Annotated in this window: 13 protein-coding genes; 7 read left to right on the top strand and 6 right to left on the bottom strand. The window is 56.7% G+C overall.

From position 1 onward, the window contains the following. Positions 1-14: 14 nt before the first annotated feature. Complete coding sequence (locus tag ROA7450_RS02135) at positions 15-662, bottom strand: response regulator transcription factor (protein ID WP_085804008.1); 648 nt, start codon at positions 660-662, stop codon at positions 15-17. Then, positions 659-2,083: a cache domain-containing protein gene (locus ROA7450_RS02140; protein WP_085804009.1), complete on the bottom strand. Its 1,425-nt coding sequence runs from the start codon at positions 2,081-2,083 to the stop codon at positions 659-661. Before ROA7450_RS02140 ends, ROA7450_RS02135 begins: the two co-directional genes overlap by 4 nt. Before the next feature lie 198 nt (positions 2,084-2,281). Between ROA7450_RS02140 and ROA7450_RS02145 the strand changes: the two genes are divergently transcribed. From ROA7450_RS02145 to ROA7450_RS02155, 3 genes are all read left to right on the top strand, one after another. Continuing rightward, positions 2,282-3,367 (top strand): TRAP transporter substrate-binding protein, encoded by a 1,086-nt coding sequence (locus tag ROA7450_RS02145; protein WP_085804010.1) that lies wholly within the window; start codon positions 2,282-2,284, stop codon positions 3,365-3,367. Positions 3,368-3,471: 104 nt separating this feature from the next. Then, positions 3,472-4,362 carry a TRAP transporter small permease subunit gene (locus ROA7450_RS02150; RefSeq protein ID WP_085804011.1) on the top strand — a complete coding sequence of 297 codons (891 nt, stop codon included), beginning with the start codon at positions 3,472-3,474 and terminating at the stop codon, positions 4,360-4,362. A gap of 14 nt (positions 4,363-4,376) precedes the next feature. Then, positions 4,377-6,731: a TRAP transporter large permease gene (locus ROA7450_RS02155; protein ID WP_085804012.1), complete on the top strand. Its 2,355-nt coding sequence runs from the start codon at positions 4,377-4,379 to the stop codon at positions 6,729-6,731. A 28-nt stretch (positions 6,732-6,759) separates the two neighbouring features. Here the strand turns inward: ROA7450_RS02155 and ROA7450_RS02160 are convergent, their stop codons facing one another. The 3 genes from ROA7450_RS02160 to ROA7450_RS02170 form a co-directional block, all read right to left on the bottom strand. After that, on the bottom strand, positions 6,760-7,617 hold the full coding sequence (locus ROA7450_RS02160; protein WP_085804013.1) for an arginyltransferase: 858 nt from the start codon (positions 7,615-7,617) through the stop codon (positions 6,760-6,762). A 77-nt stretch (positions 7,618-7,694) separates the two neighbouring features. Beyond that, positions 7,695-8,144: an RDD family protein gene (locus tag ROA7450_RS02165; RefSeq protein ID WP_085804014.1), complete on the bottom strand. Its 450-nt coding sequence runs from the start codon at positions 8,142-8,144 to the stop codon at positions 7,695-7,697. A 67-nt stretch (positions 8,145-8,211) separates the two neighbouring features. Next, positions 8,212-8,631: a DUF2852 domain-containing protein gene (locus tag ROA7450_RS02170; protein WP_085804015.1), complete on the bottom strand. Its 420-nt coding sequence runs from the start codon at positions 8,629-8,631 to the stop codon at positions 8,212-8,214. Positions 8,632-8,770: 139 nt separating this feature from the next. Here ROA7450_RS02170 and glnE point away from each other — a divergent pair, with 139 nt between their 5' ends. The 4 genes from glnE to ROA7450_RS02190 are packed head-to-tail and all read left to right on the top strand — an operon-like array spanning position 8,771 to position 13,634. After that, positions 8,771-11,569 (top strand): bifunctional [glutamate--ammonia ligase]-adenylyl-L-tyrosine phosphorylase/[glutamate--ammonia-ligase] adenylyltransferase, encoded by a 2,799-nt coding sequence (gene glnE / locus ROA7450_RS02175; RefSeq protein ID WP_085804133.1) that lies wholly within the window; start codon positions 8,771-8,773, stop codon positions 11,567-11,569. Next, entirely contained in the window at positions 11,566-11,838 is a 273-nt protein-coding gene (locus tag ROA7450_RS02180; RefSeq protein ID WP_085804016.1) for a hypothetical protein, read from the top strand. The genes glnE and ROA7450_RS02180 overlap by 4 nt, the downstream gene beginning before the upstream one ends. Before the next feature lie 57 nt (positions 11,839-11,895). Next, entirely contained in the window at positions 11,896-13,089 is a 1,194-nt protein-coding gene (locus ROA7450_RS02185) for an RSP_2647 family RNA methyltransferase (RefSeq protein ID WP_143534320.1), read from the top strand. Next, the gene (locus ROA7450_RS02190; RefSeq protein WP_085804018.1) at positions 13,086-13,634 is read left to right on the top strand and encodes an RSP_2648 family PIN domain-containing protein; all 549 of its coding nucleotides are present in this window, start codon (positions 13,086-13,088) and stop codon (positions 13,632-13,634) included. Before ROA7450_RS02185 ends, ROA7450_RS02190 begins: the two co-directional genes overlap by 4 nt. A 106-nt stretch (positions 13,635-13,740) precedes the next feature. Here the strand turns inward: ROA7450_RS02190 and ROA7450_RS02195 are convergent, their stop codons facing one another. Continuing rightward, positions 13,741-14,430, bottom strand: coding sequence for a M48 family metallopeptidase (locus tag ROA7450_RS02195; RefSeq protein ID WP_085804019.1), 690 nt, complete (start codon positions 14,428-14,430; stop codon positions 13,741-13,743). Positions 14,431-14,441 lie beyond the last annotated feature (11 nt).

The raw sequence follows: 14,441 nt of genomic DNA on the forward strand, positions 1-14,441 counted from the left end.
GTAGGTGCGGTGCCTTAAAACTTTGCCCCAGTGCCTTGCAGCACGCCGTGTTCCATGGCGTAGCGGGTGAGGCCGGCGGTGGAGCTGATACCGAGTTTGCGTTTGATGTTTTTGCGGTGGGTTTCGACCGTGCGGATCGAGATATCGAGATCTTGTGCCACATCTTTGTTGGATTTGCCTTGGGCCAGTTGCAGCAGGATCGTCTGTTCGCGGTTGGTTAGCTGTTCGCGGTCCGGTTGGTTGGCGGGGTTGATGGAGCCTTTGGCACCGGTGCACAGATACTGTTGCCCGTCCATGACAGCCTGAATGGCTTGTTTGATTTTTTCTGTGGGCACGTCCTTGAGCACATATCCTGCTGCGCCGTGTGTCAAGGCTGAAGAGATGTATTCGGGGCTGTCGTGCATCGACAGGATCAGGATGCGGGTTTCGGGGCGGCGCTCCAAGATGATTTCAGTCGCAGACAATCCGCCAATGCCGGGCATGTTGAGATCCATTAGGATCACGTCGGGATTTAGGTCCTCGACCTGGTCAATGACTTCCTGACCATTGGAGAGCGTTCCGATCACGTCAATCTGTGGTTCATTTTCCAGCAAAAACCGGATGCCTTCGGCGACCATAGGATGGTCATCAACGATCAGAACACGAATGGGTGCGTTGGTCATGCGGCGGTCCTTTTCTGATCCGAGCTGCTTTTCTCTGGGGGCAACATATGGCTGAGCGGAACGGTCGCTTCGATCTCTGTGCCCTTGGGACCAGAGCGAATGGTCAGCGTGCCGTTCAATTGCTCCAGTCGTTCCTGCATATTGCGCAGGCCAAGTCCGCTGGAGGGCGCAGTGGGGGCTTCATTGTCGAAGCCGATGCCGTTGTCGTGGATTTTCAATGTAGCACCTTTGCTGTGGCCGCGCACGTCTATGGAAACGCGCGTTGCGCCTGCGTGGCGTTCAACGTTGGTCATCGCTTCTTGGGCGACGCGGTAGAGGGCGATCTTGGCTTCGTCATCCAGGCGATTACGGAAGACGACCGTTTCAAACTCGGTTTCAATCCCTGTGCGCTTGCCGAAATCATCAGTCAGCGCCTTGAGGGCGGGGCCAAGACCGAGGTCATCGAGGACACCCGGGCGCAAGTCACGGCTGATACGGCGCACTTCTTGTATAGCCCCGCCGAGGTGATCAAGGCCGCGATTAAGCATGTCTCCGGCGGCGGGGTCTCCGCTTCCGAAGCGGCGCTTGGCTGCCTCAAGGGCATAACGGACACCGACGAGGATCTGGCTGATGCCGTCATGCAGTTCACGGGCGACACGCCCGCGTTCTTCCTCTTGCGCGTCAAACACACGCTGAGTGAGTTTTTTCAGCTTGGCGTCGGCGAGGCGACGCTCGCGAATGTTGATGAACATGCCCGAAGTGAAAACCAGAGCCAGAGCGGCGAGGGTGATCCCTCCGATATAGAGGAAGGTGCGGCGCACACGTTCCTCGACCCCCGCGCGGGCGGCATTCACGGTCGCTGAGACATCATCGATGAACACCCCTGTACCAACCACCCAACGCCAATCCTGTAGGCCAATGACATAGCTGACCATGCGTGCGGTCTCGCCGGTGCTGGGCTTTTTCCAGTCATAACTGTGATAACCGCCGCCAAAGCGCGCGATGCGGATCAGTTCCTTGGTGATGGGTGTGCCGTTGGCGTCGGTTAGATCCATCCAGTTGCTGCCGATGAGATCGGTCTGGCGCGGACTGACAAGATTGTTGCCGTCATAGTCGTAGACAAAGAAATAGCCATCCTGGCCGTAGAGCATGGCCGAGAGAATTTGAGTAACCTCAAGCATGGCCTGTTCGTCATCCGGCGCGGCGCGCCCGTAAATGTTGATGAAGGAGGTGCGGGCGATGGAGAGGTAGTTCTTCAATTCGGCCCGTTTGGCGGCGATCAGCTGTTCTTCGAGCGCGCTGATCTCCCGTTCGGCCAGTTGGCGCGACTGCAGTGTGACCAGCACCGAGATGACCACCGCTGCCAACAAAAACGGCAGGGTGGCGACCAAAAACAGTTTCTGGCCGTAGTTCAGCCAAGGGCGGTCCGGAAGCAAACGCATGCGGAATCGATACGCGCAACCGCGAGAAATGCCCAGAAAAATAAGCCAGTATGGTGAGAAATCCCGACAAAAACCGGGTTTTCTACGCAGTAGTCGGTATTTTCAAATCATCGTGAGCGGGATACGCTTTGCCCACGATAAAGATCCGCGTGCGGGGGAACTGACCGCGCGCATAATACGACTTGGGAGGAGACCTAAATGGATCGTCGTTCATTTTTGACAAAAACGGCATTGGGTGGCACGGCAGCAGCCGCATCGACATTGGCGGCACCAGCCTATGCTGAAGGCAAGCGCACGCTGACCATGGTGACATCCTGGCCGCGCGGTTTTGCCGGTCTGGCAGATGCGGCTGACAAGACGGCAGAGAACATCAACGCCATTTCGGACGGGAAGCTGACCGTCGACGTGAAACACGCAGGCGAACTGGTGGGTGCGTTTGAAGTGTTTGACGCGGTGACAGCCGGGCAGGCCGATATGTATCACGCCGCTGATTATTATTTCGTCAACCAACATCCAGCTTTTGCTTTCTTCACCGGCGTACCTTTTGGAATGACGGCGACAGAGCAGAACAACTGGTACTATCATGGCGGCGGCATGGAGCGGCACCATGAGCTGGGCGAGATCTTTGGCATCAAATCCTTCCTCGCCGGGAACACCGGGGCGCAAGCGGGCGGTTGGTTCAGCAAGGAAATCAACGGTCCAGAAGACCTGCAGGGCCTGAAGTTCCGTATGCCTGGACTAGGTGGCAAGGCGCTTGGCCATCTGGGCGTGTCGGTGCAGAACCTTCCGGGCGGCGAGATCTATCAGGCGCTGGCCTCGGGCGCGATTGACGGCACCGAGTGGGTCGGCCCATGGTCGGATGAAAAGGTTGGCTTCCAAGAAATCGCCAAATTCTATTACACCGCTGGTTTCCACGAGCCATCGGCCGGTCTGTCGGCTGCCGTGAATCTGGACGTGTTCAACGATCTGACGCCGACGCAGCAGTCTGCGATAGAAATCTCGGCGGGTCATGCCAATGTCTGGAATCTCAGCCAGTACCTGATGAATAACGCTGATGCGCTGTCGCGCCTAGCCAGCGGCGGCGTCAAGGTTCTGGAATTTCCTGATAGCGTTTGGGACGCGTTCGGCGGTGCCAGCCAGCAGGTCTATGATGAATTCATGGGCGATGAGCTCTTCAAGTCAATCTATGACGACTATGTTGCGTCGATGCGGTCGTCTTCCGGCTGGATCTCGCAATCTTCCGAGGCCTATCGTGCACAGCGCGACCGGGTCATGGGCGGCTGACTGACCCTTCGGGAAATGACATATTCGAGCGGGCCTTGGAAAGGGCCCGCCTGAGATAACTAAGCCGGGCAAAAAATGCCCGCACTTAAGGGATTAGGGGTGTCATGCTGGATGCAATTCTCTGGTTTTTCCAGAACATCGGCCTTGCCTTCTACAATTTCGGATACGCGATCACCCACCCGCAGCTGTGGCTGAATTGGTCCGACAAGGAAGCGCTGATGCGCTTTGTCTATTACGGCGGTTCGGTCGAATTCTTCTACGTGGTGTTAACGGCCTTCCTCGTGCTGACAGCTTTTGGCATTTGGAAGAACCAGTTTATGTGGGGTTGTGTCAGGGTGCTGGAAGGGTTCGCCAATGCGGTTGGCCGTTTCTTTGCCTGGGCTGGGCTGTTGATGGTGATCCAGCAGATCATCATCGTATTCATTCAGCGAATTTTTGCTCGACCGGATATCGTGCTGGGCTTCGGCATTCCGCTGGAGCTTGATATCAGCTGGTGGAGCGAAGAGCTGAAATTCTACAACGCGCTGGTTGTCGCCCTTTGCTGTACATACACCTTTGTGCAGGGCGGGCATGTGCGTGTCGATCTGATCTATTCAGCGGTCAAGTTCCGCACCAAAAAGGTGATCGACATGGTCGGCTGCCTGATTTTCATGATGCCGATGGCGGTGCTGACGTGGATGTACGGCTGGTATTTCCTGTGGCGGCATCTGATCGTGCCAAAGCCCTCGGCCAGTGACACGCTGGAGCGGTTGTTGCTCAAGTCCCGCGCGGTGCGCTGGAATGTTGAGACCATCGGCTTCAGCCCTAACGGTTTCAATGGCTATTTCCTGTTTAAGATTCTGCTGGTGGCCTTTGCCGCGATGGTCTTTATCCATGCAATCGCGTTTTTCTACCGATCCTATCTGGAATGGAAAGAAGGGCCCGAAAGCGAAAACAAATACCTCGACAAGGACAGTCTTGGCGAAGGTGAAGAAGCCTACGAAGGCACGCATTGAAGGGACTTTGAAACATGCTATTGGGACTTGATGGCGTCGAAGTCGGCCTAATCATCGTCTTTCTCTGCCTTTTTGGCGGTATTTTGTCAGGCTTTCCGGTGGCTTTTGCCATTGGTGGGGCTGGGATCATTTCATTTGGGATCATTGCGGCGCTGGATTCGGCTGGGTTACTTATCCACCAGGCGATTGATACCAGTAGCCAGGCGTATGATGCGCTGATCGCTTCGGGGGTGAAATCTGAAACGGTGTCGGTGTTCCGATATCCAGACCTTCCCAGGATCGCGGAGCCAGTCTTTGTGCGGGGTTGGGAGGTCGCTCTGGACCGCAATATCAGCTTTATCGTCAACCGGATGAACGAGCGTGTGCTGGCTGGACAGTCGATCGAGACGCTGTTGGCGGTGCTGATGTTTGTCATGATGGGCATCACGCTGGAGCGCTCGAAAATCGCCAATGATCTGTTGACCACGATGGCGCGTGTCTTTGGCCCGCTGCCGGGTGGTCTTGCCGTATCAGTTGTGGTCGTGGGGGCATTCCTGGCAGCTTCGACCGGGATCGTGGGCGCGACCGTAGTTACTATGGGCCTGTTGAGCCTGCCGACCATGTTGCGGAACAATTATAGCCCCGAGATTGCAACCGGCGTCATCGCTGCGAGCGGCACATTGGGGCAGATCATTCCACCCTCGATCGTGATCGTTCTTCTGGGGACCCTTGCCGGTGATCTCTACTCTGCTGCGCAGGAGTCGCGAGCGATTGAGGCGGGATGTACGGATGCGCTCACATATCTGGGGTCTCCGGCGGTTGTTTCTGTTGGCACGCTGTTTCAGGCGGCACTTCTGCCGGGCATCCTGCTGGCGCTGCTCTATGCAGGGTATGCGTTCTGTTACGCGCTTATGAATCCGTCCAAGGCGCCGTCGGTGCAAATTGAGGGGAGCACTTCCGAGGTAGTGACCCGAGGAGAAGCTTTCACCTGGTTTGCCGGCGTGCCGGTTCTGCTGATCGGTGGTTTGATCTTGCTGAGTTCTCTCAACATCATTGGCTCGCAGAGCCTGACCGTAGACAGCTTCACCGATGCAGGACAAACCGCCTCTCTGCGTACCAATGTCGGGGAAGAGTGCAAGCAATCAATGATCGATCTGCATGGGCAGGAAGCCTGGGACGCGGCAATTGCTGAAGGGGAAGCAATCGATGTCGCAGGTGGCGTGCAGAAAAGTGTAGCGCTGTCTGAAGAAGAGATTGCGGCCGCCGTGGCTCAGAAAGAGGCTGCAGCCGCACCGATTGGCACAGGTGTTGCAATCCTGTTTGTCATGTTATCGCTGATCTTGGTTGTCGCGCGTGGCGCCAAACCATCGGCCACACCTGCGCCGTTGTTGATTGGCGGGATCGGGGTGGTCCTTGGGGTGGTGGCAGATATTTTACTGATTGCGCCCTCGACTAGCTCGGGAGTGACCGTCATCATTCTCGCCATTCCTTTGGGGTTGGCGCTTTATGGATGCAGCCATGCTGCCGCGCGTCTGGCCGAGAATGAGCTGATCCGTGTCGTCTTCCCACCTCTGGTTCTGATCGTGGCTGTTCTTGGCTCGATCCTTGGCGGCATCACCAACCCGACGCCTGCTGCGGCGCTTGGGGCGGGTGGAGCGATCATGCTGGCAGCCTATCGCAAGCTGAGAGATCAGGATCGCTCGGGTAAAGTGATTATATGGTCGACCTTTGCGATCATCCTGTCGGTGCTGGTAGGGATCAACTTTGACCTGCGGATCAACAGAAGCGAAGTTAGTTTTGAGAGCTGGGTTGCCTTCTTTGTCGCCTACGCGGCTTACCTCTATGCTGCCTTTGGGTTGTTCTATTCCTGCTGGGTGTTGTTCACTGGCGGGGTAATGACACCGGTGGTGCGTGAGACGGCCAAGGTGACCTCGATGGTCTTCACCATTCTGATTGGCTCGCAGCTGTTGAACCTTGTGGTGATCAGTTTCGGAGGCGAGCATTACATCCAGCAGTTCCTGAGAAGCTTTGATAGTGAGCTTCAGGTCTTCCTGATCGTGATGCTGGTGTTGTTCATTCTGGGATTTGTTCTGGACTTCCTCGAGATCATCTACATCGTGATCCCCATCGTCGGGCCGGTGATCTATGGTGGCACGTTTGATCCAAAATGGGTGACGATCATGATTGCGGTAAACCTGCAGACGTCGTTTCTCACACCTCCGTTTGGTTTTGCGCTGTTCTATCTGCGGGGGGTTGCGCCGAAAGAGGTTACCACAGGGCACATCTATCGTGGGGTCTTCCCCTTCGTGCTAATCCAGGTGGTTGGGTTGGCGATCTTGTGGTTCTTCCCGTCGATCGTGACCATCGTCCCGGCATTGATTGGCAACTGATCTGCGGAAACATTTTTCGGGGGCTGAGTTAACCCTTGGGCCCCGTCTTGGACACTGCGTTTGGCCCCGGACGCAGAGGTGTGCCGTCGGGCAAAGTGATATTGGCAACCTGCTCAATGATGGAATCGTTTGAGATCGGATGGCTGCGCGAGTCGTGATCGGCCGGGTCAATCATTTCCTGCCATACACCGTCAGCAAAAATCTCAAGCCCCGAGAACCCGGCTTTGTAACCCATTTTAGGGCTGCCGGGCACCCAATAGCCCAGATAGACGTAAGGCAGGCCGGCCTCTTGCGCGATGGCGATGTGATCAAGGATCACATAGGTACCAAGTGATTGGCGCGGCTGATCGGGTTGATAAAAGGAATAAACCATGCTCACACCGTCTTCGATGACATCGGTCAGGCAAACGGCGATTAGATCGTCGTTTTCGCGGTCAGTGTATTCGACAACGCGTGTGCGAATCGGGGTTTCTTCAACCATGGCTGCAAATTCAAAAGCGTCCATGTCGGCCATGCCACCAGCGGCGTGGCGATCCTCTAGGTAGCGGCGAAAAAGCTCATACTGATCTTCGGTCGCCCAAGGAGAGGTTGCCTTGCGTTTAAGGTGCGTGTTGCGATTGATCGTTTTTTTCTGACCACGGGTCGCGGTGAACTTGCTGACATTGATGCGCGCGGACAAGCAAGCGGCGCAGTCGGCACAGGACGGGCGATACAGCACGTTTTGAGAGCGCCTGAATCCCTGCTTGGATAACGTGTCGTTCAACTTTTGCGCCCCTTCGCCCTGCAGGGCAGTGAACAACTTCCGTTCCATCCGTCCCTCAAGATAGGGGCAGGGTTGCGGGGCCGTCACGTAAAACTGGGGCGCAATTGGAAGCGTGTGGCGCATCTTATCTTTCGAAACAAACTGTTGTTACGATAGCAACGAAGTTCAAATGCGCCAAGGGTGCAGTTTTAGGGTGGTTATTACGACCTTGCATGACGGTTGAGAGCGACCGTGCCAAGGAAATGGTCGGTTAGTCCCTGTGCACGCGAAGTGGTCAGCATCAGGACAATCGACACTACTTGTATGGGGATTATCGCGATTGAGATTGAATAGCCAAGCGTATGCAAGAAAGCCATTTGCAGGTTGAAAGGCTGTCCATCAGAGGTGCGCAGCTCTATTGCAGTTAGGCGCATGCCCCATGTGGCCGACTGATTGGCCAATGTGATGACCCGGTAGGCAAAGCCCACAACCAACATCAGGAACGGGAAAAAGAACAGGCCGGTAAAAGCCGTAAAGGGCACGATCAGCAGGCTGATTAGGACGATGACAATGGTATCGGCAATCCAGGCAATCAGGCGCTTAGTTGGGACATCCTGATAGAATTCAGCTTGGTAGTCCGGATCTGGAAGGGCGGTGTAGGGGTGCATCATGTCTCTTTAGATAAGATCGAGGGACGTGGCCCGCAAGAAGCGGGCCAGTTTCAGTGATATGTAAGGTTCAGGCTTCATCTGACAGATTTTTAGCGATTTTCTCTCGCTCATCCATAAATTGGTCAAACTCGGCCTTGTCGCGCGCATCGCGCAGGCGCTGCAGGAAGTTTTCAAAATTCTTCTGCTCGTCTTCCAGGCGACGCAGTGTGTCTTCGCGGTAGGCGTCAAAGGCAGAGTTGCCGCTACTTTGATTGATGGACCGGCGATTACTGAATGAGCAGCCGTGCGAGCGTGTTGATGAACAGAACATTTTCTTTCCCCATATCATGTAAGCGAGAAGTGCAAGGCCTAAAGGCCAGAACAAGATAAAGGCCAAAACCGTGGCGATGATCCATGCAGGTTTGCCTTTGTTGTCCAGCCAATGTTCGGCCTTGGCGAGCCATCCGACCGGGTTGGGGGCGATGGAACTGTGGCTGGCGGTGGTCATTGGTGATCCTTTCTTGGGTTGGTTATGAATGTAAATAGTGTTTACATTATTCCAGATGGGGGCGCAGGCAGGCTTTGCAAGGGTCAATGTAAACTATTTTTACATTGACCGCCCGGATCATGCAGGTATCACGGAAATTATGGACTTTTTTTCACGTATGACCCGCCGCCCAGAGGCTTACGATCCCGAGCAGGGACAGGAACTGCAGGATCTTTTCCCTGATCTGGTGCCCGAAGGGCGTGACTTGCTGCGCGGGGCCGGGGGGTGCAGCCCATATCTTAAGACCCTCGCTACGCAGGAGGCGGCGTGGCTGCCGGAGGCTCTGGATACGCCGGAAGCGGCAGTGACACAGATTTACGCCCATCTGCGTGAAGTGGCCCCGGATCAATTGGGGACCGAGCTACGGGTGGCCAAGCGCCGCATTGCGCTGTTAACCGGATTGGCGGATCTCGCCGGGGTTTGGTCGCTGGAAATGGTGACGCAGACGCTCACCGATTTTGCGGGTCTGGCGGCACATCTGGCGATCTGTACGGAAATCGGCAAGGAGTTCAAACGGGGCAAAATGCCGGAAATTGCCGAGGATGATCTGCCGCAGGCGGGTGGCATGGTCGTGTTGGCCATGGGTAAGATGGGGGCGGGGGAGCTGAATTATAGCTCTGACATCGACTTGATCTGTTTGTTTGATGAAAGCCGGTTTTCCGAAGATGCCTACCATGATGCGCGCGCGTCTTTTGTGAAGGCTACGCGTCGCATGGCTGCGTTGCTGAATGATCGCACGGCAGAGGGGTACGTCTTTCGCACCGACTTGCGCCTGAGACCCGACCCAGCGGTGACACCGGTTTGCATGGCGATGGCGGGAGCTGAGGCTTACTATGAGAGCCTTGGCCGGACGTGGGAACGTGCTGCCTATATCAAGGCACGGCCCTGCGCCGGGGATATCGACGCGGGGGAGGCGTTTCTGGCGCGATTGAAACCCTTTGTCTGGCGTAAGCATCTGGACTTTGCTGCGATCGAGGACGCCCACAACATGCGTCTGCGTATTCGCGAACACAAAGGCCTCGGCGGTCGGCTTGAGTTGATGGGCCACAATATGAAACTGGGACGCGGAGGCATTCGCGAGATCGAGTTTTTCACCCAAACCCGGCAGTTGATTTCTGGTGGGCGGGATCCGGATTTGCGGGTCAGGGGTACGGTTGAAGGCTTGCAGGTCTTGGCGGATAAGGATTGGATTCCGCAAGGCGCTGCCGACATCCTGACACGCCACTATCGCACGCATCGTGAAGTGGAACACCGGTTGCAGATGCTGCGCGATGCGCAGACGCACAGCCTGCCGACATCGGACCAAGAGTTTGATCGGCTGGCGGCCTTCATGGGGCGAGACCGAGCCGAGTTGGAACAAGAGTTGCGGGACAATCTGACCGAAGTGCATGATCTGATCGAGGGCTTTTTTGCCCCGGAAGAAACGGACAGCGTTCCTGACAATTATCACGAAGCGCTTGATAGCGAGATCATTGGACGCTGGCCTAGCTATCCGGCACTGCGCTCGACACGTGCCGTACAGATTTTCCGCAGGCTGCGACCGGATATTCTAGCAAACCTTGCCCGGAGTAGCCACCCGCACGAGGCCTTGCTGGCATTTGATGGATTTCTGGCGGGCCTGCCTGCAGGTGTGCAGGTGTTTTCAATGTTCGAAGCCAATCCGCATCTTGTGGATCTGTTGGTAGACATCGCGGGCACTGCGCCGTCGCTGGCAGCACACTTATCGCGCAATGCCAGCGTGTTCGAGGCAGTGATTGCGGGCGCGTTCTTCGCGCCTTGGCCGGGGTGCGAGGTGTTGGAGCAGGAACTCACGCAGGTGATGGCGCAACAGGGGGATTACGAGCGTAAGCTGGATGCCGCGCGACGGTGGACTAAGGAATGGCATTTCCGGGTTGGGGTTCACTTTTTACGCGGGGTGAGCGACGCTGATGCCGCCGGGCAGCAATATGCCGATTTGGCCGGGGCCGTGATTGAGGCGCTTTGGCCCGTCGTGGTGGCGCAGTTCGCGCAAAAACACGGGATGCCGCCGGGGCGCGGCGCGGCCATTCTGGGGATGGGTTCACTGGGGGCAGAGCGGTTGAATGCGCGCTCGGATCTGGATCTGATTGTGGTCTATGACGCCGATGGCGTGGATTTTTCCGAAGGGCGGAGACCGCTGGCCGCGCGACAATATTATGCCAGATTGACGCAGGCGATGATCACCGCGCTGAGCGTGCCCATGGCTGAAGGGCGGCTCTACGAGGTGGATATGCGCTTGCGCCCCTCAGGCAATCAAGGACCTGTGGCAACGGCTTGGGGGGCCTATCAGACTTATCAACGCGAAGAGGCCTGGGTCTGGGAGCATCTGGCGCTGACACGCGCCCGTGCCGTGGCTGGCGACCCGGAGATGAAGCGGGCGTTCGAGGACTTTCGCATGGCTTTTCTGGGAGAAAAACATCGAGATCCGGCACTGGTTATGAAAGAACTGGCGGAGATGCGTTTGCGCATTTCCGAAGCAAAGGAACCATCGGGGTTGTGGGATGCCAAGTTGGGGCCCGGGCGGTTGCAGGATCTCGAACTCATTGCACAAGCCGCGACATTGATTTCTGATGGCGTTGGGCGTGACAATATCGCGGGGCTGCAAAACGGTGTCGCTTGTGGCTGGTTGAGTGACGCGGATAGCGTTGCGTTGGGGCATGCACATCGGCTTTTCTGGCAGGTGCATCAGGCGGCACGTTTGCTTGGGGATAGACCGTTGGATGCAGAGACAATCGGCGTGGGTGGGGCGGCCTTTGTGTTGCGTGATACCGGGTTTGAAACCATGGTAGATCTAGCGGATGCGATGAGAAATATTTCGGCGAAGGCCGCAAGGGTGATAGACCGGTTGTTGCCGGAGTCGGGCAAGGAGAGTGGCGCATGAAGACGGACGACCCGCTGGACCGCAAGGGATTGATGGTCGAGGCCTACCGTATTGAAGGCATTGATGCAGGCGAATGCCGGTCGATCTTTCTGGATTGGGCGCTGTCTCTGCCTGATGGGGCGGATATGGCGACCTCGATCAATGCCATGTTGGAGCAGTATCAAGGCCATAACCCGGATCATCCGATGACGGTTGTTCTCAATGACGGAATGAAAAAGGCGGAAAAGCCGCGTCGTCGCGGTGGTTGGCGCTCGCGCGAACGGGATTGAAACTGAGTTTAATCTGATCTTTCGCGTGCCGCTTAAAGGGGATATGGGGAGGGTATGATGTCTGTATCCCAACCTGTGATCCGTCTGAAACCAAAAGTCCGCCCGCAGACGTTTCTGCACGGCGTGCCGTGGGTTTATGACAATGAAATTGTGACCGACCGGCGCGCGAAGAAGATTGCGCCCGGATCTTTGGCCATTCTGGAGGATGCTGAGCGTCGCCCGATTGCGCAAGTGGCGGTCAATCCCGGCTCGCGCCTGTTTGCGCGGATTTTGGATCTGGATCTGAAGGCAGAGATTGACCAGAGCTGGTTGGAGCGGAAATTGGCGCGTGCGTTGGCTTTGCGTGAAGCGCTATATGACCTGCCATACTATCGCCTGATCCATGCCGAGGCAGATGGCTTGCCCGGTGTGGTGATAGACCGCTTCAATGATGTGGTGGTGGTACAGGCGAATGCGGCTTGGATCGAAAACATGTTGTCGGAGTTGACCGTGGCCTTAACCGCGTTGCCGGGGATCAAGACCGTTTACAAGAACGCTTCAGGGCGCGCTCGTGGGCTGGAAGGGTTGGATGATGTCAGCGAGGTTCTTACAGGGGCCCTGCCTGATGTACCGGTGCCGGTGCCGATGAACGGTGCGACTTACATGGCGGATCTGTCCGGCGGGCAAAAAACCGGGTTGTTTTTTGATCAGCGCCCCAATCATGCCTTTGCAGCGCGCTTTTCAAAAGGCGCGCGGGTTCTGGATGTGTTCTCGCATGTTGGCGGTTTCTCCCTGGCTGCGCTTGCAGGTGGCGCAAAGAGCGCTCTGGCCGTGGATGGGTCAGAGGCGGCTTTGTCACTGGCAGCCGAAGGCGCGCGTCGAATGGGCAAGACGGATCAATTCGAGACCCGCAAGGGAGATGCCTTTGACGTGCTGGCCAAGTTAGCAGAAGAGGGGCAGACCTTTGATGTGGTGATCTGCGATCCGCCCGCCTTTGCGCCGTCAAAAAAGGCGCTGGAGGCTGGCTTGCGCGCTTATGAACGGGTGGCGCGGTTGGCCGCGCCCTTGGTGGCTGAGGGTGGTTATCTGGGGCTGTGTTCCTGTTCTCATGCGGCGGATTTGAGTAAGTTTCGGGCGGCATCGACTCGGGGCATTGGTCGGGCTGGACGCTCGGGTCAGTTGATCCACACCGGATATGCTGGGCCGGATCACCCGTTGCATCCGCAACTGGCCGAGTCAGGTTACCTCAAGGCTTTGTTTTATCGGCTATGAAGCTGTTGCTGGATACCTGCGTGATCTATCCGACCGTGATGCGGGAGATGCTGCTGGGGGTCGCAGCAGAAGGTGTGTTTGAGCCGTTCTGGTCTGCGCGGATCATTGAAGAATGGCAGCGTGCGGCAATCAAGCTGGGGCCAGACGGTGTTGCGCAGGCCAGTGCCGAGGCAGCATTGCTGAAAGCGCGTTGGCCTAAGGCCGAGATTTCCGCGTCACCAGGGTTGGAGGCGCGGTTGTGGTTGCCGGATCCGGCGGATGTGCATGTGTTGGCAGTGGCGATCTCTGGCTCGACAGATGGCATCATCACCTTGAATAAAAAGGATTTTCCGCAAAACATTTTGAGCGAAGAAGGTCTATCACGATTTGAACCAGACGGGTTTTTGCATGGGGTGTGGTCGGCGCAACCTGAATTGGTTCAAGGGGTTGCTGAAACCGTATTGAACACAGCAAACCGATTGTCAGGGGAAGCGTGGGTGATACGTAACCTGATGAAAAAGGCGCGCCTGCCGCGGCTGGGCAAGGCGCTGAGTGGCAATCCATAAAATTGAGCGCCTGCGGCGCGCTCGATGTCTCGTTGTCGGCCTATGGCCTCCGGCTCGGATTTTGCCTCCGGTGGCGATATTTATGGCCAAACGGGGCGCTCTGCGGTTAACGGTTTTTGCTCCATTTGACTTCCAATTTGCGGATGGTCTTTATACGCTCGGCGGTTTTCGGGTGGCTCATTAACCATGCGGGCGCAACACCTGCGCGAGATTTGGTCATCTCATCGAGCTTTTCAAAAAGTGAAATCTGTGGCGCGGTGCCAATGCCCGCTTTGGTCAGCAGGGCGGCGGCATATTCATCGGCCTCGTATTCGTCGCCACGTGATAGGCGTGCTGCTAGGAGCGTAGTGATGCCATTCGCGATCCAGACGCCGATGCCGGGAAGTATGCGGGCAAAGACCATGGCCAGCGCGGTGCGCAGAGCGTTTTGGCCGGAAAAGTCAATCATCCGGCGGCGGGCATGGCCTAGGGCGACATGGCCCAGTTCATGCGCGATGACGCTGGCCAGTTCTTCGGCGGTGACCTCGCCATTCAGGAACTTGCGGTAAAACCCGCGGGTGATGAAGATGCGCCCGTCCGGGGCAGCGAGGCCGTTTACTGGGTCAATCTCATAAATGTTAACCCGAATGCGCGGAAGATTCAGCGCCTTGGCCAGACGGTCCGTCATGTCCTTGAGATTTGGATCTGCCAGTTCGGTCGATTGAGCATCCAACTCGCGCTTAGTGCGCCAGACCGAAAACCGGTACATAGCAAAAGCATAAAGAATGGCCAGCAGGATGGGCGTAAAGCGGATCATGAAGTTGATAT

Origin of the sequence: Roseovarius albus (genome assembly GCF_900172335.1) — a bacterium.
Taxonomy (GTDB): Bacteria; Pseudomonadota; Alphaproteobacteria; order Rhodobacterales; family Rhodobacteraceae; genus Roseovarius; species Roseovarius albus.